Consider the following 22,864-nt stretch of genomic DNA (forward strand, 5'->3'; position numbering starts at 1 on the left):
AATTCATTAGAAAGGTGAGAGGGGGCAATTCCCTCCCATCTGGCTTCAAAAAGCCCTAGCCTGCACACATCAATTCACTTACGCCTTGAGTCAAACCCTCTAAAGCACAACAATGTGTTACTTCGTGTTTAGCTTTGAGATTCATTCATGATTGCCCCCTTTCGTTTTCTCGCCTGCCTGCTGTTGCCGGCGCTGATGTCGTGCAGCTTCAATCTGCTGGCTGCGACAGCCGAGGGCGCCCCACAAGCCCTGCATTTGCTGGACTATATTGGCGCTGACTACCCGCCGACGGTGGAAGCCGGCAAGGTGGTTGACGAGTCGGAATACCAGGAACAGGTGGAGTTCCTGGGGGTACTGCAAGGTTTGGTCGCCCAGTTGCCGGAACGGCCTGAGCGTGCAGAGCTGATCAAAGGCGTCGATGAATTGCTGGCGGCAGTTACCGCTCATGAAGACGGTGTGGCTGTTGCCCATCAAGCCCGTCAATTGGGGGCAAAACTAGCGGTGGCTTATGAAGTCAGCCAGGCACCGGCCATCACTCCCGACCCGACTCGCGGCGCACCGCTCTATGCCCAGCATTGCTCGGTGTGCCACGGCACTGCCGGCGCCGGTGACGGCCCGGCCAGCACCGGCATGACCCCGCCACCCGCCAACCTGCGCGATGCCACGCGCCTGGACCGCCTGAGCCTCTACGCGATCTACAACACCCTCGGCCTGGGCGTTGAGGGCACTGACATGCCGTCCTTTGCCGACCAATTGGACGACCGTCAACGCTGGGACCTGGCCACCTACATCGCGGGTTTCACCGCCGACCCGGCTGCCGCCAAAAGCGAGCAAGCGTTCAACCTTGCCGACCTCGCTCGCCAGACCCCCAATGAAGTGCTGGCAGCAGACGGCCCGACGGTCGCCGCCACCTTCCGTGCCCAGCGCGCGCAACCGCCGCAGGTCAAGCGTGGTCCGGCGCAGTTGCTCGACTACACCGCCGCCACCCTGGACAAGAGCCTCATCGCGTTCCGCAACGGTGACCACGAGCAGGCGTATGACCTGTCGGTAGCGGCTTACCTGGAGGGCTTCGAGCTGGTGGAAAGCTCCCTGGATAACGTCGACGCCAACGTACGCAAGGACACCGAGAAGGCGTTGATGGCCTATCGACAGTCTCTGCAGGATGGTTTGCCGATCGAGCAGGTGCAGCAGCGCCTGGATGTGGCCAAGGGCAAACTCACCGAGTCTGCCGGTCTGTTGGGCGGTGATGGCCTGAGCTGGTCTCTGAGTTACATCTCGGGCTTGCTGATCCTGCTGCGCGAAGGTCTGGAGGCGATCCTGGTACTGGCGGCGATCCTCGCCTTCCTGCGTAACACCGGCCAGCAATCGGCAGTGCGCAGTGTCAACGTAGGTTGGGGCCTGGCGCTGTTGGCCGGGCTGGGCACCTGGGCATTGGCGGCGTATGTGATTGACGTGAGCGGCGCCCAGCGCGAATTGCTTGAGGGCTGCACCGCATTGTTCGCCAGTGTGATGGTGTTGTGGCTGGGCGTGTGGATGCATGACCGCCGCCACGCGGCAGCCTGGCAGGATTACATCAAGAGTAGCCTGGTGGGCGGCGGTGGGCGGTTTGGGTTTGCCGTGCTGGCGTTCTTCTCGGTCTATCGTGAGCTGTTCGAAGTGATCCTGTTCTACGAAACCCTGTGGCTGCAAGCCGGCCCGGCAGGGCACAACGCCGTGTTGGCCGGTGGCGCCACGGCGCTGGTGCTGCTGGTGGGCCTGGCCTGGGTGATCTTGCGCGGCTCGGCGAAACTGCCATTGGCGCTGTTTTTCGGCATCAACGCGGCGCTGTTGTGCGCACTGTCGGTGGTATTCGCCGGGCACGGTGTGAAGGCTTTGCAGGAAGCCGGTATCTTCGGCACGCGGCCGGTGGCGTTTTTTGACTTCGACTGGCTGGGCATTCATGCCGATGCGTATTCGCTGAGTGCACAGGCGGTGGCGATTCTGGCGATTATGGTGCTGTATGGCCGTAGTCGCCTGGCCGAAAAACGCCGAGCCGTCACCTTGTAGTGAGCGGGCTTGCCCCGCGCTGGGGGGCGAAGCCGCCCCAAACCCAGCCACCGCGTTTTAGCTGAGTCACCGCGATGGCTGGATTAGGGCGGCTATGCCGCCCAGCGCGGGGCAAGCCCGCTCACTACAAGGGGTGTTCGTTCTCGTGGGTCAGTTCCAAGACGCGATCCACGAGCTTGTTGATGCCTGAAGCGACCTCGCTGATGCGTTTGCCAAGCATATAGGCCGGCGTGCTCACCAGCTTGCGGGCCTTGTCCTCAACGATATCTTCCACCGCGCATTCCTGGTGGGTGGCGCCCATCTTGTCCAGTGCCGCTGCGGTGTCGGGACAGTTACCGATGGTGCAGGTTACGCCAGGGCCGTAGATTTTTGCGGCCAGGGCAGGGGCGATGCAGATCAGCCCCACGGGTTTGCCGGCCTCTGCAAAAGCTTCCGCCAATGCCAGCAGTTGCGGGTTGACACTGCAACCGGCTCCTTCCACCGCAAAGTTCGACAGGTTTTTTGCCGCGCCAAATCCGCCGGGCACGATCAGCGCGTCAAAGTCGTCGACGCTCGCTTCGCGAATGTCCTTCACTTCACCACGGGCGATGCGCGCCGACTCCACCAGCACATTGCGCGACTCGGGCATTTCCGCGCCGGTGAGGTGGTTGATCACATGCAATTGCGCGACATCCGGGGCAAAGCATTGAACCTGGGCGCCACGCTGATCGAGGCGCAGCAGGGTGATCACGCTTTCGTGGATCTCTGCGCCGTCGTATACGCCACAGCCCGAAAGGATCACTGCAATCTTTTTGCTCATGAGTACTTCTCCCTATTTCGTGGCGTTAAATGTCTACTAATTTGTCACCTGTTGCCAATGGGATCTCCTGCCGCTACACCTAACCTTGATGTAACAAAAATACATCGGACTAGCCCATGGACTTCGTGCCTTACGCGGTACCGTTTTTCATCGCCTTGATCGTGATCGAGCTGCTCGCCGACCGCTGGCGTGGCGCACGCAACTATCGGGTGGCGGACGCCATCAACAGTCTCAGCACCGGCGTGTTATCGACCACCACGGGGCTTTTGACCAAAGGCGTGGGGCTGTTGACGTACGCCTTCGCTCTCAAGCACCTGGCGTTGATCGAACTGTCGGCCCACAGCGTGTGGACCTGGGTGTTCGCCTTCGTGTTCTACGACTTCTGTTACTACTGGCTCCATCGCATGGGGCATGAGCGCAATATCCTGTGGGCCGCGCACTCGGTTCACCATCAAAGCGAGGACTACAACCTCACCACCGCACTGCGTCAGACCAGCACCGGCTTTCTGTTGAGCTGGATCTTCTATCTGCCCCTGGCCGTGCTCGGCGTGCCGCTGGTGGTGTTTATCAGTGTGGCGTCGCTCAACCTGCTGTACCAATTCTGGGTGCACACCCGGCATGTGCCCAAGCTCGGCTGGTTCGAGTGGTTCTTCGTGACACCCTCCAATCACCGCGCCCACCATGCACAGAACGCGCTCTACATGGATCGCAATTACGGCGGCGTGTTCATTATTTGGGACCGGCTGTTCGGCTCGTTCCAGGAAGAGGACGATAACGAGCCGGTGATCTTTGGCGTCACCACGCCCCTGGCCAGTTGGAACCCGCTCTGGGCCAACCTGCAGTTTTATGCACAGCTGTGGAACGATGCGCGGCGCACCGAGCGCTGGTGGGACAAGCTGCGCATCTGGTTCATGCGCACCGGCTGGCGCCCGGCGGATGTAAAGGCCAAGTATCCAATGGCCAAGCATGACCTGAGCCAGTTCCGCAAATTCGAAGTGCCGTTGGATACGCGACAGCAGGTCTATATCGCCCTGCAATTTGCCGCGTATGTCGGGTTTGGCAGTTATTTGATGAATTTCGGCGAGGGGTTGCCCACGGCCGCGTTGATACTGGGCTGGAGTGCCATGGCGCTGGGGCTGTTTACCTTGGGCGTGGCCCTGGAGAATCGCCCGTGGGCGCTGAAGGCCGAACTCTTGCGGCTGGTGTTGAATGTGCCGCTGGTATGGCTGGCGCCGCTGGTCGGGCTATGGCCGGCCAGCCATCTGGGCTGGCTGGGCTTGGTGAGCTACAGCCTGCTCAGCGTGATTGGCCTCTACTGCTGCAGAAGCCAGGTTACTCGACTGGTGTCTTAGGGGGGGCGACAGGAACCGGCTCGGCTGCCAGCCGGGCCTTGGCCTCGGCACAGGCCTCGCGGGCGATGCGGGCGTTTTTGATCCGACGACGCAGCCACAGGCCGAAGCCCAGTACCAGCAATGCGCCCAATACCCACAGCTCGTACTTCTTGATGCTCCCCAGCATGCCTTCCAGCACTGCGCCGAAGTGGTACGCCGCAGCGCCCAGGGCCACCGCCCACACAGCGGCGCCAATACCGTTGAGGATCAGGTAGCGCAATGGCGGGTAGCCGGAAAGGCCAATCGCCACGGGCATTACCGTGCGCAACCCGTAGACAAAGCGGAAACTCAGCACCCAGATATCCGGATGTTTGCGGATATGTTCCAGGGCCTTGTCGCCCATCAATTGCCAGCGCGGTTTGCGCGCCAGCAGCTTGCGACCGTGTTTGCGGCCCATGTAGTACCAAAGCTGGTCACCGGCGTAGCTGCCGAAAAAGGCAACGACGACCACCAGGTTGATATCCATGTAGCCACGGAAAGCCAGGAAGCCTGCGAGGACCAGAATGGTCTCGCCTTCGAAAAAGGTGCCCAGGAAGAGCGCAAAGTAGCCGAAGTCATGCAGAAATTGTTGAAGCATGGTCTGGGGATGCTGGCGAAATGAACGCGCAGCCTACGCCTTCGCGAACATTCATGAAAGTATCGAGATGTGTCACGAAGTGAACAAATCCTACATAAACGACGAATGCGACTACAGGTCGCATCGATAAGCACAACTGTCATTCCTTCGTCATAATGGCCGCTTATAACTGCAACGCTCGCCCGTAAACGCGGGCTCAGGAGTCTGTCGTGAGCTTTACCCCTGCCCATCGCCTGTTTCCCGCCACCCGTCTGCGTCGCAATCGTCGTGATGATTTTTCCCGCCGTCTGGTGCGTGAAAATGTACTGACTACGAATGATCTGATCTTGCCGGTCTTTGTGCTGGACGGGGAAAATCGCCGGGAAACGGTGGCCTCGATGCCGGGTGTGGAGCGCTTGACCATTGATTTGCTGCTTGAAGAAGCGGCCGGTTGGGTTGAATTGGGGATCCCGGCGTTGGCGCTGTTCCCCGTGACCCCACCTGAACTCAAGTCGCTGGATGCTGCGCAAGCCTGGAACCCCGACGGGATCGCCCAGCGCGCTACCCGCGCCCTGCGTGAACGGTTCCCGGAGTTAGGGGTGATCACCGACGTGGCCCTGGACCCGTTCACCATCCACGGGCAGGATGGCATTCTTGACGAAGACGGCTATGTTCAGAACGACATCACTGTCGATGCGCTGGTCAAACAGGCGCTGTCCCACGCTGCGGCAGGTGCCCAGGTCGTTGCGCCCTCGGACATGATGGATGGCCGCATCCAGGCGATTCGCGAAGCCCTGGAACTGGCCGGCCACGTCAATGTGCGGATCATGGCCTATTCGGCCAAGTACGCCAGTGCCTATTACGGCCCATTCCGCGATGCGGTGGGTTCGGCGCTGAACCTGGGCAAGGCCAACAAGGCTTCGTACCAGATGGACCCGGCCAACAGCCATGAAGCCCTGCACGAAGTGGCGGCCGACCTGGCCGAAGGCGCCGACATGGTCATGGTCAAGCCAGGGATGCCTTACCTGGACATCCTTTACCGGGTCAAAGAGGAATTCAAGGTGCCGACCTTTGTCTATCAGGTCAGCGGTGAATACGCCATGCACATGGCCGCGATCCAGAATGGTTGGTTGAGTGAAGGGGTGATCCTCGAATCCCTGACAGCCTTTAAACGTGCCGGCGCCGATGGCATTCTGACCTACTTCGCCGCCCGCGCTGCCCAATTGCTTAGAGAGCAACAATAGCCCTCACAGGAACACTCGATGAATACCGAAGGACTTACAGAAGTTGCCGTAAAAGACGCTCACCCGGTGGTTGAACAAGTCACCGAGACCCCGCCGGAGCTGGAGCCGGCACCGCCTGCCGTGGCGACTGAGCCACCTGTGCCGGCCCCGGTTCCCGTCGTGACCAACCTGGATGACAGCAGCCTGTACATCCACCGCGAGCTGTCGCAACTGCAATTCAACATCCGCGTGCTGGAGCAGGCGCTGGATGAGTCCTACCCGCTGCTGGAGCGGCTCAAGTTCCTGCTGATCTTCTCCAGCAACCTGGACGAGTTCTTCGAGATCCGTGTCGCCGGCCTCAAGAAACAGATCACTTTCGCCCGCGAGCAAGCCGGTGCCGATGGCCTGCAGCCGCATCAGGCCCTGGCCCGCATCAGCGAGCTGGTTCACGGCCAAGTGGATCGCCAGTACGCGATCCTCAATGACATCCTGTTGCCGGAACTGGAGAAGCATCAGGTCCGTTTTATCCGTCGTCGTCACTGGACCACCAAGATCAAGACCTGGGTGCGCCGCTACTTCCGCGACGAGATTTCACCGATCATCACCCCGATTGGCCTCGACCCGACGCACCCGTTCCCGTTGCTGGTGAACAAAAGCCTGAACTTCATCGTGGAACTCGAAGGCATCGACGCCTTCGGTCGCGACTCGGGCCTGGCGATTATCCCGGCGCCGCGCTTGCTGCCACGGATCATCAAGGTACCGGAAGAGGTCGGTGGGGCTGGCGACAACTATGTATTCCTGTCGTCGATGATCCATGCACACGCCGATGACCTGTTCCAGGGCATGAAGGTCAAGGGCTGCTACCAGTTCCGCCTGACCCGTAACGCCGACCTGGCGCTGGATTCCGAAGACGTCGAAGACTTGGCCCGTGCCCTGCGCGGTGAGCTGTTCTCGCGGCGCTACGGCGATGCGGTGCGCCTGGAAGTGGCCGATACCTGCCCGAAACACCTGTCGGACTATTTGCTCAAGCAGTTCAACCTGGGCGAGACCGAGCTGTATCAGGTCAATGGCCCTGTGAACCTGACGCGCCTGTTCAGCATCACCGGCCTGGACAGCCACCCGGAGCTGCAATACACGCCGTTCACCCCGCAGATCCCGAAACTGCTGCAAAACAGCGAGAACATCTTCAACGTCGTGAGCAAGCAGGACATCCTGCTGCTGCACCCGTTCGAGTCCTTCACCCCGGTGGTCGACCTGCTGCGCCAGGCTGCCAAGGACCCGCATGTGCTCGCTGTGCGCCAGACGCTGTACCGTTCCGGCGCCAACTCGGAAATCGTGGATGCATTGGTCGACGCTGCGCGTAACGGCAAGGAAGTCACCGCGGTGATCGAACTGCGTGCACGCTTTGACGAAGAGTCCAACCTGCAACTGGCCAGCCGCCTGCAAGCGGCGGGTGCGGTGGTGATCTACGGTGTGGTCGGTTTCAAGACCCACGCCAAGATGATGCTGATCCTGCGCCGCGAAGCCGGCGAGATCGTCCGTTATGCCCACTTGGGTACCGGTAACTACCACGCCGGCAACGCGAAGCTCTATACCGACTACAGCCTGCTGACCTCCGACGATGCGTTGTGTGAAGACGTTGGCAAATTGTTCAGCCAGTTGATCGGCATGGGCAAGACCCTGCGCATGAAGAAGCTGCTGCATGCGCCGTTTACGCTCAAGAAGGGCATGCTCGACATGATTGCCCGCGAGACCCAGTTCGCCCTCGACGGCAAGCCGGCGCACATCATCGCCAAGTTCAACTCGCTGACCGATCCGAAAATCATCCGCGCGCTCTACAAGGCCAGCCAGTCCGGTGTGCGCATCGACCTGGTGGTGCGTGGCATGTGCTGCCTGCGCCCAGGCATTATGGGGGTGTCGCATAACATCCATGTGCGCTCGATCATCGGTCGTTTCCTGGAGCACACGCGGGTCTTCTACTTCCTCAACGGAGGCGAAGAGCAGATGTTCCTCTCCAGCGCCGACTGGATGGAGCGCAACCTCGATAAGCGTGTAGAGACGTGCTTCCCGGTGGAAGGCAAGAAGCTGATCATGCGGGTCAAGAAGGAGCTGGAAAGCTACCTCACCGACAACACGCATAGCTGGAGCCTGCAATCGGACGGCCGCTACGTGCGCAACACGCCAACCGGCAACCAGAACCCGCGCAGTGCGCAGGCGACGTTGCTGGAGAAATTGGGTAGCCCGATTCTCACCGTGAACTAAAAAGTGTGGGAGGGGGCTTGCCCTAATGCCTGTCAGTTAAGCGATAAAGCGGACGATGGATAAATTGTGGGAGGGGGCTTGCTCCCGATGGCCTGCGTAGCAGGCCCATTTTTGAGGCCGCTGCGCGGCCTATCGGGGGCAAGTCGAATCGTCGCACCGCCCCTCCCACAGTGACCGCGTTAATCTTTAACTGACCGGCATTAGGGCTTGCCCCCTCCCACAATTTGTTTTGTTCTTTGGGTCAGCGCACGTTCAGGCTGAATCCTACCCGCGTCAGCCACTCCGCTTCCTGGGCGAAATCCGCCTGGGTCAACTGGTTTTCATCCAGCCAGCCTTTGGGGAATACCACGTCGAGGCTGTCGCCGTTGGCCCTCAGGGTCACTTGAGGCATTTCCTGGGTGCCACGGATGTGGTGGAACAGGATCGCAAAGCGCAGCAGCGCACACAGGCGTATCAGCTTGATGCCGTCGTCGCCGAATTCGGCAAACTTGTCCTTGGGAATATTGCGGCGGTGGCCGCGCACCAGGAGGGCGAGCATCTGCTGGTCTTCCCGCGAGAAGCCTGCGAGGTCGGAGTGCTCGATCAGGTAGGCGCCGTGCTTGTGGTAATGATAGTGGGCGATGTCCAGGCCCACTTCATGCACCTTGGCGGCCCAGCCGAGCAACTCGCGCCATACGCCGTCTTCCAGGTCCCAATCCGCGGCCACCTGGTCGAACGCATGCAAAGCCTTGCGCTCCACGCGAATCGCTTGTTCCAGGTCGACGTGGTAGCGCTCCATCAGCGAGCTGAGGGTACGCTCACGCACGTCCTCATGGTGATGGCGCCCCAACAGGTCATAGAGCACGCCTTCGCGCAGGGCGCCATCGCAGTGGTCCATGCGTTGCAGTTCGAGGGCGTCGAAGATCGCTTCGAGAATCGCAAGGCCGGCCGGGAAGATGGTGCGACGGTCGGGCTTGATGCCATCGAAGTCGATTTTCTCGGCATCGCCCAGCTTGAACAATTTGCGCTTGAGCCACGCCAGCCCTTCGGCGTTGACCTCGCCGGTGCCATGGCCGCCGGCTTTCAAGGCCAGGCCGATGGCGCGGATGGTGCCGGACGAGCCGATGGCCTCATCCCAGGTCAGGCGGTGCAGGGCGTGCTCGATGCTCATGATCTCCAACCGTGCCGCCGTGTAGGCCTGGGCGTAGCGCGCCGGGGTGATCTTGCCGTCCTTGAAATAACGCTGGGTGTAACTGACGCAACCCATCTGCAGGCTTTCACGCAGCAGTGGTTCGAAGCGCTGGCCGATGATGAACTCGGTACTGCCGCCGCCGATGTCCGCCACCAGGCGTTTGCCCGGAGTGTCGGCCAGGGTGTGGGAAACGCCGAGGTAGATCAGGCGGGCTTCTTCACGGCCGGAGATGACTTCTACCGGGTGCCCGAGGATTTCTTCGGCGCGATGGATGAAGTCGTTGCGGTTACGCGCTTCGCGCAATGCGTTGGTGCCCACGATCCGTACGGAGCCCGGGGGCATTCCGTTGATCAGTTGGGCAAAGCGCTTGAGGCAGTCGAGCCCGCGCTGCATGGATTCTTCATTGAGTTGACGCTCGTCGTCGATCCCGGCAGCCAGCTGTACTTTTTCGCCGAGCCGCTCAAGGATGCGGATTTCGCCGTTCTGGGCCTTGGCCACGACCATGTGAAAGCTGTTGGAGCCCAGGTCGATGGCGGCGATCAGGGACAGATTCTTGGCTTGGGATTGCGGCATGGTTTGGGGTCTCGGTCGATAACCTTGCCATCGTGCCACGATCGACCGCTGGCGCCAACGCGTTGTGCTTCGGGAATTTCTCTGAGGCTGTATGTGAGACTTTTTTGTAGGAAATGTAGGTTGTCTTTCCAGGCTTTTGTAGAAGTGCTTCTGGGGCGGCGTAGGATATTTAACTAGTGTAGGTTTTAAGTCTGATTATGATTTTGCCTACAATCCAAGCGTGCAGTTTTTATTCCTTATGTTAGTTGAACCTACCGTTGGAGGTTGCCACGCTGACAGTTTCTTTTTACCGCTCCCACAATAATTGAGGTGCCGTCTTATTCTTTAGTCAACTACCAAGCGGACAGACTGTCACTCGGCAATTTTGCCGTGGTGTTATTTATTTATGGCTTGTCTTGTAAAGAAAAATAAATACACCTGATAACTTTTTGTGACAGGTTGAATATGAAAAAAATTGTTGGATTGACTCTTGGTATCGCTTGCCTGGCCGCAACCCTCAATGCACAGGCTTCCACCACTGCCGAGCTGATCGTCAGGGGTACGATCAAACCGGCGGCGTGTAACCTCAGCATGACCGGCGGAGGCATTATCAACTACGGCGAAATTCCTTCGGGTCAACTGCTCCCGACGGCATTCAATCCGCTTGCGGAAAGGACTACCCCGCTGACCGTCAGTTGCGGTACCACGCCCGCCAAGTTCGGGCTGAAATTTGTCGACCTGCAGGCCGGCAGCAAGGTGCCTGGCATCCTGAATGCGCTTGGCGCGGGCTATACCGAGACGCATAACTTTGGCCTGGGCCTTGTGTCTGGCCGCAAGACCGGCGGTTTTGCCGTCACCCTGAAGGACCTCAGGGCTTCGGCCGTTGTGCTCAACCCCATCATGCGTATCGGCGCCGGTGCCTGGCAGAACAGTGACGGAAAAGTCGCGCAGTCGCCTACCCAATACTCCTGGCGATCCGGCGTCACTGCCGTTCCCGCTCCGGTCGCACAACTGACCGGGACTATCGCTGTCAGGGCGGTGATCAATAAAGGCCAGGATCTGGACCTGAGTCGCGACATTACCCTGGATGGGCGCGCGACACTTGAACTGAGCTACATCTAAGCGACTGGAATACAGCCGATCAGGAAACTGACTCGTTTCTTGTCGGCTGTTTCTAAGTGGATTTCAGTTTATCAATTGTCACTTCCCTGTCGTGGAGCGTACTGAGTGCCCAGACTTTCAGTAATACTAAGTTCGTGGTTGTTATATCCAGGGTCTTTCTTTTGTTTTGTGGGTGTTGCAACTGCGGACGGTATGTTGCCGGAAACTACAGTGGTTGTGCTTTATGAAGCGCAGGGCGAAGCCACGATCAATATAAAAAATACCGATGCGCTGCCGGCGCTGCTGCATTCGGTCATTGAAAACATACCGGAAGATCCTGAGCCGCTATTGATTGTTACACCGCCCATTACGCGTGTGGAGGCCGGTGAGACTCAGTTGGTGCGTTTCATCAGTACCCTTGAGGCGCCACTCCAGGCCCAGCGGCTGAAGCGAGTGACCTTCGAGGGGATTCCCCAGGCACGTGCGGCGGGTGGTGCGACCATTGGTATCACCCTGCGGCAGAATTTACCGCTGATCCTGCATCCGCGAGACCTGCCGGTACATCAAACTCCTTGGGAACTGCTGAAGTGGGTACAGGCGGGGGAGCGCCTCACCGTTCACAACGACAGCCTTTATGTGGTGCGCCTTGCGCCGGAGGTGCAATTACTGCCACGAAGGTCTGCGGCTACTTTGCCACGGACCTACATTTTGCCGGGTGAAACCCTGACGGTGAGGGTTGACGGCGGGCTGGAGGGCTTGACTGAGGTCGAGATTCAACCGGCCACGGTCTATGGGTTTTCGGCGGACAGCTATCGGGCCCTTATCAATGTCAGTGGGGTTGATTGACCCATGACATCGAGTAACAGACTTGTCGCATCGTTATGGCCCAGGCGACCCAGCCTGTTTGTGGGGGTTGCGACGCTATGGAGCTTGCCCGGCCTCGTCCCCGCACTGGAGCTGGGGGAAGGTTTCGACTTGGCGGCGCTGACCACGCACGGTATTGATCCGAAGGTTTCCGACTACTTTCGCAGTGCCGCGCGTTTTCGCGAAGGTGTGCATGTGGTGGGATTGCGGATCAATGGAAACCCGCTTGGGTTGGTGGATGCGCAGTTCGACGCACAAGGGCAGCTGTGTTTTACCCCGGGCTTGCTGGATAAAGCCGGCCTGGTGAAGCCCGCCGGTCTTGTCCGTGAAGGCGGCGCCTCGAGTGCGGCCTGCCATGATTTCCTTGGCGCCTTCCCGACGACGATGGTGCGGCTTCGGCCCGGCAGCAATGAAGTGGCGCTGGTGGTACCCACTCAATCACTGCGTGAGCCGCAATGGGAGGCCGCAGACTTTTCCCGAGGTGGCGCCGCGGCGTTGTTCAACTATGACGTGCAGGGGTTTGACAGCCGCTCGCGCAGCGGGCCGAGCCGATTCGTTTCGGCCTATACCGAGGCAGGTTTCAACTTGGGCGATTGGATTGTTCGCAGTCGTCAATTCTATGTATCCGACAACGGGAACGCCCGAACCGAGCATCTCTATGCTTACGCTCAGCGGGACATCGCTGCACTGCAGTCGACTTTCCAGGCCGGCCAGATTTCCACGAATAATCCGCTGTTTGGCGGTATCCAGTTATCGGGTGTGCAGTTTTCTCCTGATGGCCAGTCGCGAGCGCCGGCAGGCAGCAACAACGCCGTGGTGGAGGGGCTGGCTCAAAGCCAATCGCGAATTGAGGTGCGTCAGTCGGGCGTCTTGATCCACAGCACGCTGGTGCCTGAAGGGCCTTTCAGGCTTACGGGCTTGCCTCTGCTCAACGGTACCAGCGACCTGGAGGTCAGCGTCATCGATGTGCGTGGCGCCAAGCGCAACTTCGTGGTGCCCGCGGCCTCTTTCGCGGGAGCTGCCCCGGCTGCGCCCGGTTACTATTTTTCCCTCGGCAAGATACGGGATAACACGCTGGATGAGGCGCCATCGCCCGTCGTCGCCATGGGCAGTGGCACTTGGGGTTTGGGGCGCGATTCGTCAGCCGGGTTCGGTGTGTTGGGCACCGCTGAATACGGGGCGGCCGGCGGTACGCTGAGCAGTGTATTTTTCCAGCGGGTTTCCGTCGGGGCACGTCATAACCTGTCCCGGGACAGTCGCAACGCGGTATCCGGCTCGCGCAGCAGCGTCACCGTAAGCAGCCCGGTGGCCGCCAACGTTGATCTCAACCTCAGTTCGACCCAGCAGACCCGGGGTTACCGCGAGGTCGTTGAAGCGGGCCGCCGAACCACGGCCGATGAGCTGGGGTCGCGCTTCAAGCATCAGTACACGGCGGGTGTGAGCTGGGTTGAACCTACGTTGGGAGTGTTCTCCCTGGGCTATACCCGCAGTGCTCAATTTGACGGGCAAACCGCCGAGCATGTGTTTGCTGCCTGGAACAAGTCGTTCCGCTACGCCGATGTGGCATTGGTCGCTGATTCACAGGTGGGTGGCTCTCAGTCCCGCCATGACGCCGGGCGCGATGACCGCCGCCGTGAGCGTGACCTGGACAATGACTTGTCCGTGCGACTGCAGGTCAGCATGCCCCTGGGTGGCGAGCGCCGTGTAAACAGTTACGTCAGCCGACGTGGGAATCAGGCCCGTGCCGGCACTGCGTTCAGTGAGCGGATCAATGACTACGTGCGTTACGAGGTGGGCACCGAGCGTGACCTCAGTAATCGGGAGCAGTCGGTTCGTGGCCAGGTGGACCTGACGCCCCGTTATACCCGACTTGGCCTGGGGGTCAGCCGAGATGCCCAGGGCAGTAGCTATACAGGGCAGTTGCAAGGGGGCGTCGTGGCCCACGCCGGCGGGCTGACATTCTCGCCTTACACCGTGCAGGACACGTTTGGGATCGCCTCGGTGGGTGACATCGGCGCTGCAAGAATCGACACCCCGCAGGGGCCGGTGTGGACCGATTTCAAAGGGCAGGCGGTGATCCCTGGCTTGCCCGCGTACACCAGCAGCCGTCTTGAAGTTCAGACCCGGTCCTTGCCCAAGCGTGTTGACTTGAAGAACGGCACCCAGGTGCTCGCGGCCGGGCGAGGGTCGGTCAATACCGTGGCGTTCGAGGTGGTCAAAGTGCGCCGCGTCCTGCTGACTGCCAGTGACTCACAAGGTCGACCTCTGCCCCAGGGTGCTGCGGTCTTCGACAAGCACAATCGTTTTCTGACCAGTGTGGTGGGAGAGGGCATGATTTTCCTGAACGACCTTAACGATGCGCAAGATTTGCGAGTTTCCTTGTCGGACTCTTCCTCGTGTGTGTTGGACCTTGCCGTAAATGCCCAGCCCGACAATGACAAGTTCTACGAGACAGCCTCGGCGGTGTGCCATGGCCGTTAAGCTGAAATGCATGGGGCTTGCACTGTTCTGCACGGTATCGGTGGCCCAGGGCGTTCGGGCAGAAAACTGTCGGCTCTCGCTGAGCCAGTCGCGCATCGACTATGGCGTTGTTCATCGCGAGGCGTTGCGCGAAAGCCCGACGGTGACGCTCGGTTCGCGCACGCTGCACTTGAGCGTGCTGTGTGCAGAGCCTTCGGCCATCGCGTTGCGATTCACTGGCGCGGCAGATGGGCGAGGTTTCCGGTTCGGGCAACAGGGGCGCCTGCGGCTGAGTCTCAAGCATGCCCTGATGGACGGGCGCGCCGTCGATTGGGGGCTGGCACACCTGCCCGGTGAGGCCTCTCGCGGGCAGTTGTTACCGGGCCAGGTCCTGATGGCACGAGCATTGGGCAAAAGGCTGACGGCCCAGGTCGATGTCGACACTGACCTGCCTGCCGATGCCTTTGAGGTGCGCTATCAGACGGTACTGGAAAGCCAGGGCAATTTCGAACTGGTCAGTCCGGCTGTTCCACTGAACCGATGAAATTGGCGAACTCCGGGGTTTGCGGGTTGGCAAACAACAACTTGGGATCGCCCACTTCATGCACCTTGCCCTGGTGCATGAACACCAGCTTGTCGCCGACTTCCCGGGCAAAGCGCATTTCGTGGGTCACCATGATCAAGGTCATGCCGTCCTTGGCCAGTTGGCGCACGACGCTGAGTACTTCATTGACCAGCTCCGGGTCGAGGGCCGAGGTGATCTCATCACACAGCAACACTTTGGGCGACATGGCCAGGGCACGGGCAATCGCTACTCGCTGTTGTTGGCCGCCAGAGAGGCGATCGGGGAATGCGTCGAATTTTTCCCCAAGGCCGACCCGCTCCAGCATCTGGCGGGCCAGTTGTGCCGCCTTGGCCTTGGGCACTTTCTGCACCACCTGGGGGGCCAGCATCACATTCTCACCGACCGTCAGGTGCGGGAACAGGTTGAATTGCTGAAACACCATGCCGACTTTCTGTCGCAGGCTGCGCAGGTCGGCGCGGGCGGCGTCCAGGTACTCGCCATCGACTTCGATCACGCCATCGTTAATGGACTCCAGACCATTGAGGGTGCGCAGCAGGGTGGATTTACCCGAGCCGCTGCGGCCGATGATGGCTACCACTTGGCCTTCATCCACCGTCAGGTCGATGCCCTTGAGTACATGATGGTCGCCGTAATACTTATGCAGGGCGGAAATTCTAAGCAGAGGCATGCAGTCTCCTTTCCAGGTAGCGCGCACTGAGGGACAAGGGGTAGCAGAGCAAAAAGTAACCAAGGGCCACCAGGCCATAGACCATGAAGGGCTCGAAGGTGGCGTTGGCGAGCATGCCGCCGGTCTTGGTCAATTCGGTGAAGCCGATGATCGAAGTCACGGCGGTGCCTTTGACCACTTGCACCGAGAAACCCACGGTGGGGGCCACTGCAATGCGCAGGGCCTGGGGCAGAATCACGTAGCGCAGTTGTTCAAGCGGATTCAGCGCCAGGCTGGCCGACGCTTCCCACTGCCCATGGGCGATGGAGTCGACGCAGCCGCGCCAGATTTCAGCGAGGTAGGCGCTGGTGAACAGGGTCAGGGCAATCGCCGCCGCCAACCACGGTGAGATATCCACTCCGAGCAGGGCGATGCCGAAAAACACCAGGAACAGCTGCATCAGCAGCGGCGTGCCCTGAAACAGTTCGATGTAGGTACGGGCGACATTGCGCGGGAAGGCCTTGCGGCTGATACGCATCGTCATGACCAGCAGGCCGATCACGCCGCCGCCGATGAATGCCACCAGCGACAATATCAAGGTCCACTGCAGACCGGTGGCCAGGTTGCGCACGATATCCCAGAAGGAAAAGTCACTCATCGGCTGTTCCTCATCACAAATCGGCGACCGATCCAGTTGAGCAACTGACGAATCATCAGTGCCATGCACAGGTAGACCAAGGTGGTCAGGGCATAGGTTTCAAAGGCTCGGAAGTTGCGCGACTGGATAAAGTTGGCGGCAAAGCTGAGTTCCTCCGTGGCGATCTGCGAACACACCGCCGAACCGAGCATCACGATAATGATCTGGCTGCTCAGGGCCGGCCAGACTTTGCCCAGCGCCGGCAGCAATACCACGTGGCGAAACGCTTCGAAGCGCGTCATTGCCAGCGCGGCGGCGGCTTCCAGTTGCCCGCGAGGAATGGCCTGGATACCGGCGCGGATGATCTCGGTTGAGTAAGCGCCCAGGTTGATCACCATTGCCAGCACGGCGGCTTGCCACTCGGTGATTTTCAGCCCCAGGGACGGCAGGCCGAAAAAGATGAAAAACAACTGCACCAGGAACGGCGTGTTGCGGATCAACTCGACATACACACCGAACAGCCAGGCAAATGGCTGAATCTTCCACGCCCGCACCACGGCACCGACTGTGCCCAGGGCCACCCCCAGGATTGCGCCGATGGCTGTCAGCTCAAGGGTGAACAAGGCGCCACGCAACAGCAGATCGGTATTGGCCAGCACCGGCACAAAGTCGAATTGATAGGCCATGGATCAGCTCCGCTTCAGAGATCGGCAGGCAACGGCTCTTTGAGCCATTGCATCGCGTTCTTTTCCAGGCTGCCGTCAGCCTTGGCCGCGACCAGAATCTGATTGACCTTCTCCAGCAGGGCCGGCTCGTTTTTGTTCACCCCCACATACACCGGCGAGTCCTTGAGTTTCACCTTCAGCGCTGGTACGCGTTTCGGGTTGCGCTCGCTGATTGCCACCATCACCACGTTGCCGCTGGCGATCAGATCGACCTGGCCGGCAAGGTAAGCAGCGATGGTCGAGTTGTTGTCTTCGAAGCGTTTGATGGTGGCTTCCTTGGGCGCCACGGCGGTCAGCTCGATGTCTTCAATGGCGCCGCGGGTCACGCTGATGGTCTTGCCCTTGAGGTCGTCGGTGGTGCTGATGGGCGCGTCAGGCGGGCCGAACACGGCCAGGTAGAACGGCGCGTAGGCCTTGGAGAAATCGATGACTTTTTCTCGCTCGGGGTTCTTGCCCAGGCTGGAAATCACCAGGTCGACCTTGCCGGTGGTGAGAAACGGGATGCGGTTGGTGCTGTTGACCGGGGTCAGCTCCAGCTTGACCTTGAGCTGGTCGGCCACCAGCTTGGCGGTATCAATGTCCAAGCCGCGAGGCTTCATATCGGGACCAACCGAGCCGAAGGGGGGGAAATCCTGGGGTACGGCGACCTTGAGGGTGCCGCGGGCAACGATATCGTCCAGACCGTTGGCCTGGGCGGGTGCCTGGCCCAGCATCAGGCTGGCAAACAAGGCAGTGAGCAGGGCGCTGTAGCGCTTGGTCATGGCAACTCTCCGGAAGAGACGGGGGAATGTTCTGTCTGGAGCTATTGCACGGCCCATGCCATGACACTGCCAATGCTCTGGAACGCTGGAGTTTGTTGAGTCTTGTGGTCTTACTGGTCTGAACAGTCGGCTGGCGTTTCGCACCCTTTTCGAGCGCTGCCAAAACCGCGCGAGCCCCTTTGGGGCGTGGCTTGCCGAGGGCTGCGAATAGCTTTACAACTAGCCGCTCAGCTCTCTGGAACCTTGAGTCTTCTATGAATTCCATCGCCCAAGCCGTACCGGAAGCGGCCCTGCAGGCCATCCGCAAACTGATCAAGGAGCAGGGCTTCGCCGCCGGTGATGCGCTGCCGTCCCAACGCGACCTGGCGGTGCAGTTGGGCGTGAGCCGAGCCTCGTTGCGTGAGGCGTTGTCATCCTTGAGTGCCTTGGGCGTGGTCAGTGTGCAGCCAGGTAAAGGCGTGTTCGTTCAAGAGGTACAGGAGACCCCGGGGTTTGCCTGGCCCTTCGCCGCCCAGGCCACGCCGTTGGATATCTTCCAATTGCGCTATGCCCTTGAAGGGTTTGCCGCGGGGTTGGCGGCGGTCATGTTGACGATTGATGAACTGGACACGTTGGAAGATAACCTTGAGGCGATGCGCAAGGTGCTCAAGTCGGGAGACTTTGAAGCCGCCGCCCGGCTGGACTTCGAATTCCATCAACGCATCTTGCTGGCCAGTGGTAACCAGGCGATGGTGAGCATCCTGAGCGCCAGCGCCGACGTGTTCCTGGAAAGCCAGAAACTACCGTTCATCCGGCCGGAGCGTGCCATGGAAACCTGGCAGGAGCACCGCAGGATCCTGCGTGCCCTGGCGCGGCGCGCCAGTGCGGCGGCGCAGAAAAGCATGCAGGAGCACGTGCGCAACGCGGCGTTGCGTACCGGTATCGCCTTCGTCACCCCGGTAGCGCCGTGAGTTGGGCTATACCCAAACTCATGCGCCGTCATAGGAAGACTCAATCAGAGGCGGCTTCCTGAACGGGGGAAGGGCGGCTATGATGGGCAACGTTTTTTTTGCTTACAATCCGGAGACATCCATGAGCAACGATCTTATCAAGCACGTCACCGACGCGACCTTTGAGGCCGAAGTACTCAAGGCTCAAGGCCCGGTGCTGGTTGACTACTGGGCTGAATGGTGCGGCCCTTGCAAAATGATCGCTCCGGTCCTGGACGACATTGCAACCACTTACGAAGGCAAGTTGACCATTGCCAAGCTGAACATCGACGACAACCAGGAAACCCCGGCCAAGCATGGCGTACGTGGTATCCCGACCCTGATGCTGTTCAAGGACGGTGAGGTTGCGGCTACTAAAGTGGGCGCGCTGTCGAAGTCCCAGTTGCAGGCTTTCCTCGACGCGAACATCTAAGCGTCGTGAAAAAAGCCCCGCAAATCGCGGGGCTTTTTCGTTAAACAGGGCTAGACGCTCCGAAACTCAGGTGGTACATTCGGCCCCGCACTGGTTTCTCCACTGCCCCCTGCAAGCCGTCGCCGACGCATTCCTTTTCGATTAGTACGCGATCCTGTCGCCTTCTCTGCGGCGCGGCCTCATTAAGCCAAAAGCTTAATTTCCCCCCTCCATAAATGATTACGTCATTCCTATATGAATCTGACTGAACTCAAGCAAAAGCCGATTACCGAACTGCTCGAATTGGCCGAACAGATGGGCATAGAAAATATGGCCCGTTCGCGCAAGCAGGACGTGATTTTCTCCCTGCTGAAAAAGCACGCGAAAAGCGGCGAGGAAATCTCCGGTGATGGCGTGCTGGAGATTCTCCAGGACGGCTTCGGCTTCCTCCGCTCTGCAGACGCTTCCTATCTCGCCGGCCCAGACGATATTTACGTCTCGCCGAGCCAGATCCGTCGCTTCAACTTGCGTACCGGTGACACCATCGTTGGCAAGATCCGTCCTCCGAAGGAAGGCGAGCGTTATTTCGCCCTGCTCAAGGTCGACACGATCAACTTCGATCGTCCCGAGAACGCGAAAAACAAGATTCTCTTCGAGAACCTGACCCCGCTGTTCCCGACTGTGCGCATGAAGATGGAGGCCGGTAACGGCTCCACCGAAGACTTGACCGGTCGTGTAATCGACCTGTGCGCCCCGATCGGCAAAGGCCAGCGTGGTCTGATCGTCGCACCGCCGAAGGCCGGTAAGACCATCATGCTGCAGAACATTGCAGCGAACATCGCACGTAACAATCCTGAAGTTCACCTGATCGTGCTGTTGATCGATGAGCGTCCGGAAGAAGTGACTGAAATGCAGCGCACCGTGCGCGGCGAAGTGGTCGCCTCGACGTTCGATGAGCCGCCAACCCGCCACGTGCAGGTTGCCGAAATGGTGATCGAGAAGGCCAAGCGCCTGGTTGAACACAAGAAAGACGTGGTGATCCTGCTCGACTCCATCACCCGTCTGGCCCGTGCCTACAACACCGTGATTCCAAGCTCCGGCAAAGTATTGACCGGTGGTGTCGATGCCCACGCCCTGGAAAAACCGAAACGTTTCTTCGGCGCTGCGCGGAACATCGAAGAAGGCGGCTCGCTGACCATTATCGCCACCGCGCTGGTTGAAACCGGCTCGAAGATGGACGAAGTGATCTACGAAGAGTTCAAGGGTACCGGCAACATGGAACTGCCCCTGGACCGTCGTATTGCCGAGAAACGTGTGTTCCCGGCGATCAACATCAACCGTTCCGGCACCCGCCGTGAAGAGTTGCTGACCGCCGACGACGAACTGCAACGCATGTGGATTCTGCGCAAGTTGCTGCACCCGATGGACGAAGTCGCCGCCATCGAGTTCCTGGTCGACAAGCTGAAAACCACCAAGACCAACGACGAGTTCTTCTTGTCGATGAAGCGTAAGTAATACGACGTTTCAGGTCTGAAAGAATGGCGCCCCCAGGGGCGCCTTTTTTTTATCGAGAAAGGGAGCTTTTCATCGTGAACGTGTCAGTTAAGAAACAAAAAAATCTCTTTCATTGTTAATCTTTGTACTTTTTACCTGACTGGCTCACTGATTTATGACCACCCTTGCTTATCGACGAGACATTGACGGGTTACGTGCCATCGCAGTGCTTGCGGTCGTGCTGTTTCATTTCGGCGTGCCGGGCTTCACTGGCGGCTTTGTCGGCGTTGATGTTTTCTTTGTGATTTCCGGTTATCTGATCACTACGATCATTTGGCGCGAGCGTGAAGCCGGGCGTTTCAGCTTTGTGGATTTTTGGGCCCGGCGCGCCCGACGTATCCTGCCGGCGCTGTGCGTGATGATGCTGACGGCAGTGGTTGTGGGCTGGTTCCTGCTGGCGCCCAAGGACTACGAGGAACTGGGGCGTTCGATTCACAACCAGGTAATTTTCATCTCAAACCTGTTTTTCATGCGCCAGGATGGCTACTTCGATGTAGCGTCCGATATGAAGCCCATGCTGCATACGTGGTCGCTGTCGGTTGAAGAACAGTTCTACATTGTTTTTCCGCTGTTACTGACGCTGCTCTCGAGTCAGGTAAAGCGCTGGCGCATGGCTTTGTTGGTCCTGGCGCTGGCGTCCTTTGCCGCCTGTGTCTGGACACTGCCCCGTTATCCAGAAAAAGCTTTTTACCTGCTGCCCATGCGGGCCTGGGAGCTGCTGGCCGGATCCCTGCTGGCGGTGATGCCGCTGCGGGCATATCGAGCAAGCCCAATATTGGCTCAAGGTATCAGTCTTGCCAGCCTGGCCCTGATCCTGGTGGCGGTGTTCGGTTATGACGCCACCACTGATTTTCCGGGGGCTGCCGCGCTGTTGCCGGTATTGGGCGTGGTCGGGCTGATCTGGGCCAACGGCCAGCAAGTCACACTGGTCGGGCAATTGCTGGGCAGCCGGGTGATGGTGGGTATAGGGCTGATTTCCTACTCGTGGTACCTGTGGCACTGGCCCGTGCTGGTCTATGGCAAATACGCCAGCCTTGACGGCCTGGCGGCATGGGAACTTGGCGGATTGCTGGGTTTGAGCATGGTCTTGGGTTACATGTCCTGGCGTTTCGTCGAGGCGCCGTTTCGTGAGAAGCGGCTGTTGGCGGGGCGGCGCTCAATTCTGGTTGCGGCGGTTATCGGGTTGGTCGGCCTGGGGCTTGTCGGCAAAAGCATGACCTGGACGGACGGCGCGCCTTGGCGGCTATCGCCGCAGGCGTTGCAGTTCGCCCAGGCGCGGGTCTGGAGCCCTAAACTGATGAATTGCCTGTCGGATGACAAGAAAAACGATCATCGAGAGCTATGTCATTTTGGCCCGGACTCCACCAGCCGTGTTCTGGTTTGGGGCGACAGTCATGCTTCGGCCTTGATTCCCGCACTCAAGGATGGCGCAAGCAGGTACGGCTTGAGCATTACCCAGGCCGGGTATTCAGGTTGTACGCCGTTCTACCGCAAGGAAAGCACACCGGGATGCCAGGCGTTCAATCAGCGCGTCGCCGAAGTGCTGGAGCAGGGGACGTTCAGCGACGTGGTTCTGGCCGCGCGCTGGAGCCTCTATGTTTATGGCGAACACTCCGGTGATACCGGCGCCTCGATTCACGACCCGGCGACCGGCAAGTATGACCGTGCTGTCGCCGAGCAGCTTTTTGCCGCTGCTGTGCGTGCACAAGTCCAGCGGCTGCGCGCCGGCGGCCATCGCGTGTGGTTGGTCAAAGAGGTGCCGCTGCTGCCCTTCAGCGCGCCTTATCGTCTGAGTCGCCTGGCAATGCTGGGGCGACCGACGGATAGAGAAGGCATGCCCGTCGCGGATCACCTCCAGCGTCAAGCCTATATCTATGATGTGTTCGAGCAGCTTGCCAAGGCGGACTCCGGCGTCATGTTGCTGGACCCGGCCTCCAGGCTGTGCGACGCCGGGGGATGGTGCGGCGTCGAACTTGAGGGACATTCCTTGTACACCGACGACAATCACCTCTCGGATGTGGGCGCGCGGTTTGTCGAGGCGTTCCTCGAACCCTTGTTCAACGCGTCGCACGCTTCTGCCGTGACGGATAATGGCGTGCAATAAGCTGCCAGCCGCCCTCAGAGCAGGTAGGATGTACGCCTATTTTACG

At 59.7% G+C, this 22,864-nt stretch carries 19 protein-coding genes; 12 read left to right on the forward strand and 7 right to left on the reverse strand.

What is annotated here, in order from left to right; all coding sequences use genetic code 11:
* The first annotated feature begins 147 nt into the window (after positions 1 to 147).
* A complete protein-coding gene (locus tag C9383_RS16500) occupies positions 148 to 2,046 on the forward strand; it encodes an FTR1 family protein (protein WP_090368032.1) in 1,899 nt (632 codons plus the stop codon).
* A 124-nt stretch (positions 2,047 to 2,170) separates the two neighbouring features.
* Here the strand turns inward: C9383_RS16500 and elbB are convergent, their stop codons facing one another.
* Complete coding sequence (gene elbB, locus C9383_RS16505; RefSeq protein ID WP_060753595.1) at positions 2,171 to 2,845, reverse strand: isoprenoid biosynthesis glyoxalase ElbB; 675 nt, start codon at positions 2,843 to 2,845, stop codon at positions 2,171 to 2,173.
* A 116-nt stretch (positions 2,846 to 2,961) separates the two neighbouring features.
* On the opposite strand from elbB, the gene C9383_RS16510 reads away from it, so the two are divergent.
* Positions 2,962 to 4,197 (forward strand): sterol desaturase family protein, encoded by a 1,236-nt coding sequence (locus C9383_RS16510; RefSeq protein ID WP_060753594.1) that lies wholly within the window; start codon positions 2,962 to 2,964, stop codon positions 4,195 to 4,197.
* Here the strand turns inward: C9383_RS16510 and C9383_RS16515 are convergent.
* Positions 4,178 to 4,813 (reverse strand): DedA family protein, encoded by a 636-nt coding sequence (locus C9383_RS16515; RefSeq protein WP_090368034.1) that lies wholly within the window; start codon positions 4,811 to 4,813, stop codon positions 4,178 to 4,180. The two genes, C9383_RS16510 and C9383_RS16515, sit on opposite strands and share 20 nt — an antisense overlap.
* Before the next feature lie 209 nt (positions 4,814 to 5,022).
* Between C9383_RS16515 and hemB the strand changes: the two genes are divergently transcribed.
* Together hemB and ppk1 are read left to right on the forward strand one after the other, a co-directional pair.
* On the forward strand, positions 5,023 to 6,036 hold the full coding sequence (hemB, locus tag C9383_RS16520) for a porphobilinogen synthase (RefSeq protein WP_090368036.1): 1,014 nt from the start codon (positions 5,023 to 5,025) through the stop codon (positions 6,034 to 6,036).
* An 18-nt stretch (positions 6,037 to 6,054) separates the two neighbouring features.
* Positions 6,055 to 8,277: a polyphosphate kinase 1 gene (ppk1, locus tag C9383_RS16525; protein WP_090368038.1), complete on the forward strand. Its 2,223-nt coding sequence runs from the start codon at positions 6,055 to 6,057 to the stop codon at positions 8,275 to 8,277.
* 241 nt (positions 8,278 to 8,518) lie between these two features.
* On the opposite strand, the gene ppx is transcribed toward ppk1, so the two are convergent.
* Positions 8,519 to 10,021: an exopolyphosphatase gene (ppx, locus tag C9383_RS16530; protein ID WP_090368040.1), complete on the reverse strand. Its 1,503-nt coding sequence runs from the start codon at positions 10,019 to 10,021 to the stop codon at positions 8,519 to 8,521.
* Positions 10,022 to 10,465: 444 nt separating this feature from the next.
* On the opposite strand from ppx, the gene C9383_RS16535 reads away from it, so the two are divergent.
* The 4 genes from C9383_RS16535 (at position 10,466) to C9383_RS16550 (ending at position 14,969) form a co-directional block, all read left to right on the forward strand.
* Positions 10,466 to 11,122: a DUF1120 domain-containing protein gene (locus C9383_RS16535; protein ID WP_060753589.1), complete on the forward strand. Its 657-nt coding sequence runs from the start codon at positions 10,466 to 10,468 to the stop codon at positions 11,120 to 11,122.
* 138 nt (positions 11,123 to 11,260) lie between these two features.
* Positions 11,261 to 11,947 (forward strand): fimbria/pilus chaperone family protein, encoded by a 687-nt coding sequence (locus C9383_RS16540; protein WP_268876218.1) that lies wholly within the window; start codon positions 11,261 to 11,263, stop codon positions 11,945 to 11,947.
* 3 nt (positions 11,948 to 11,950) lie between these two features.
* The gene (locus C9383_RS16545) at positions 11,951 to 14,446 is read left to right on the forward strand and encodes a fimbria/pilus outer membrane usher protein (RefSeq protein WP_090368044.1); all 2,496 of its coding nucleotides are present in this window, start codon (positions 11,951 to 11,953) and stop codon (positions 14,444 to 14,446) included.
* Positions 14,436 to 14,969 (forward strand): DUF1120 domain-containing protein, encoded by a 534-nt coding sequence (locus C9383_RS16550; protein ID WP_090368047.1) that lies wholly within the window; start codon positions 14,436 to 14,438, stop codon positions 14,967 to 14,969. The genes C9383_RS16545 and C9383_RS16550 overlap by 11 nt, the downstream gene beginning before the upstream one ends.
* On the opposite strand, the gene C9383_RS16555 is transcribed toward C9383_RS16550, so the two are convergent.
* From C9383_RS16555 to C9383_RS16570, 4 genes are read right to left on the reverse strand one after another with little or no spacing between them, the layout of a single operon-like run.
* The gene (locus C9383_RS16555; protein ID WP_090368048.1) at positions 14,941 to 15,678 is read right to left on the reverse strand and encodes an amino acid ABC transporter ATP-binding protein; all 738 of its coding nucleotides are present in this window, start codon (positions 15,676 to 15,678) and stop codon (positions 14,941 to 14,943) included. The two genes, C9383_RS16550 and C9383_RS16555, sit on opposite strands and share 29 nt — an antisense overlap.
* Positions 15,665 to 16,315 carry an amino acid ABC transporter permease gene (locus tag C9383_RS16560; RefSeq protein ID WP_060753584.1) on the reverse strand — a complete coding sequence of 217 codons (651 nt, stop codon included), beginning with the start codon at positions 16,313 to 16,315 and terminating at the stop codon, positions 15,665 to 15,667. Before C9383_RS16560 ends, C9383_RS16555 begins: the two co-directional genes overlap by 14 nt.
* Positions 16,312 to 16,980, reverse strand: a complete 669-nt coding sequence (locus C9383_RS16565) for an amino acid ABC transporter permease (protein ID WP_058426445.1) — start codon at positions 16,978 to 16,980, stop codon at positions 16,312 to 16,314. Before C9383_RS16565 ends, C9383_RS16560 begins: the two co-directional genes overlap by 4 nt.
* Positions 16,981 to 16,994: 14 nt before the next feature.
* Positions 16,995 to 17,780, reverse strand: a complete 786-nt coding sequence (locus C9383_RS16570; RefSeq protein ID WP_060753583.1) for a transporter substrate-binding domain-containing protein — start codon at positions 17,778 to 17,780, stop codon at positions 16,995 to 16,997.
* Positions 17,781 to 18,034: 254 nt separating this feature from the next.
* Between C9383_RS16570 and C9383_RS16575 the strand changes: the two genes are divergently transcribed.
* From C9383_RS16575 to C9383_RS16590, 4 genes are all read left to right on the forward strand, one after another.
* Positions 18,035 to 18,730, forward strand: coding sequence for a FadR/GntR family transcriptional regulator (locus C9383_RS16575; protein ID WP_090368050.1), 696 nt, complete (start codon positions 18,035 to 18,037; stop codon positions 18,728 to 18,730).
* Positions 18,731 to 18,851: 121 nt separating this feature from the next.
* The gene (trxA, locus tag C9383_RS16580; RefSeq protein ID WP_060753581.1) at positions 18,852 to 19,181 is read left to right on the forward strand and encodes a thioredoxin TrxA; all 330 of its coding nucleotides are present in this window, start codon (positions 18,852 to 18,854) and stop codon (positions 19,179 to 19,181) included.
* Between the two features lie 234 nt (positions 19,182 to 19,415).
* Positions 19,416 to 20,675 (forward strand): transcription termination factor Rho, encoded by a 1,260-nt coding sequence (gene rho, locus C9383_RS16585; protein WP_003206716.1) that lies wholly within the window; start codon positions 19,416 to 19,418, stop codon positions 20,673 to 20,675.
* Positions 20,676 to 20,829: 154 nt separating this feature from the next.
* Positions 20,830 to 22,818: an acyltransferase family protein gene (locus C9383_RS16590; protein ID WP_090368052.1), complete on the forward strand. Its 1,989-nt coding sequence runs from the start codon at positions 20,830 to 20,832 to the stop codon at positions 22,816 to 22,818.
* The last annotated feature ends 46 nt before the right edge of the window (positions 22,819 to 22,864 follow it).

This window comes from Pseudomonas palleroniana, assembly GCF_003031675.1.
Classification (GTDB): Bacteria; Pseudomonadota; Gammaproteobacteria; order Pseudomonadales; family Pseudomonadaceae; genus Aquipseudomonas; species Aquipseudomonas palleroniana.

What these genes read in the sequence shown, in the direction of transcription:
- C9383_RS16560 (WP_060753584.1), bottom strand. Translation starts at nt 16,315, where the DNA reads ATGAGTGACTTTTCCTTCTGGGATATCGTGCGCAACCTGGCCACCGGT.
- C9383_RS16570 (WP_060753583.1), bottom strand. Translation starts at nt 17,780, where the DNA reads ATGACCAAGCGCTACAGCGCCCTGCTCACTGCCTTGTTTGCCAGCCTG.
- C9383_RS16590 (WP_090368052.1), top strand. Translation starts at nt 20,830, where the DNA reads ATGACCACCCTTGCTTATCGACGAGACATTGACGGGTTACGTGCCATC.
- C9383_RS16575 (WP_090368050.1), top strand. Translation starts at nt 18,035, where the DNA reads ATGAATTCCATCGCCCAAGCCGTACCGGAAGCGGCCCTGCAGGCCATC.
- rho (WP_003206716.1), top strand. Translation starts at nt 19,416, where the DNA reads ATGAATCTGACTGAACTCAAGCAAAAGCCGATTACCGAACTGCTCGAA.
- trxA (WP_060753581.1), top strand. Translation starts at nt 18,852, where the DNA reads ATGAGCAACGATCTTATCAAGCACGTCACCGACGCGACCTTTGAGGCC.
- C9383_RS16500 (WP_090368032.1), top strand. Translation starts at nt 148, where the DNA reads ATGATTGCCCCCTTTCGTTTTCTCGCCTGCCTGCTGTTGCCGGCGCTG.
- ppk1 (WP_090368038.1), top strand. Translation starts at nt 6,055, where the DNA reads ATGAATACCGAAGGACTTACAGAAGTTGCCGTAAAAGACGCTCACCCG.
- elbB (WP_060753595.1), bottom strand. Translation starts at nt 2,845, where the DNA reads ATGAGCAAAAAGATTGCAGTGATCCTTTCGGGCTGTGGCGTATACGAC.
- C9383_RS16535 (WP_060753589.1), top strand. Translation starts at nt 10,466, where the DNA reads ATGAAAAAAATTGTTGGATTGACTCTTGGTATCGCTTGCCTGGCCGCA.
- C9383_RS16555 (WP_090368048.1), bottom strand. Translation starts at nt 15,678, where the DNA reads ATGCCTCTGCTTAGAATTTCCGCCCTGCATAAGTATTACGGCGACCAT.
- C9383_RS16515 (WP_090368034.1), bottom strand. Translation starts at nt 4,813, where the DNA reads ATGCTTCAACAATTTCTGCATGACTTCGGCTACTTTGCGCTCTTCCTG.
- ppx (WP_090368040.1), bottom strand. Translation starts at nt 10,021, where the DNA reads ATGCCGCAATCCCAAGCCAAGAATCTGTCCCTGATCGCCGCCATCGAC.
- C9383_RS16510 (WP_060753594.1), top strand. Translation starts at nt 2,962, where the DNA reads ATGGACTTCGTGCCTTACGCGGTACCGTTTTTCATCGCCTTGATCGTG.
- C9383_RS16545 (WP_090368044.1), top strand. Translation starts at nt 11,951, where the DNA reads ATGACATCGAGTAACAGACTTGTCGCATCGTTATGGCCCAGGCGACCC.
- C9383_RS16550 (WP_090368047.1), top strand. Translation starts at nt 14,436, where the DNA reads ATGGCCGTTAAGCTGAAATGCATGGGGCTTGCACTGTTCTGCACGGTA.
- C9383_RS16565 (WP_058426445.1), bottom strand. Translation starts at nt 16,980, where the DNA reads ATGGCCTATCAATTCGACTTTGTGCCGGTGCTGGCCAATACCGATCTG.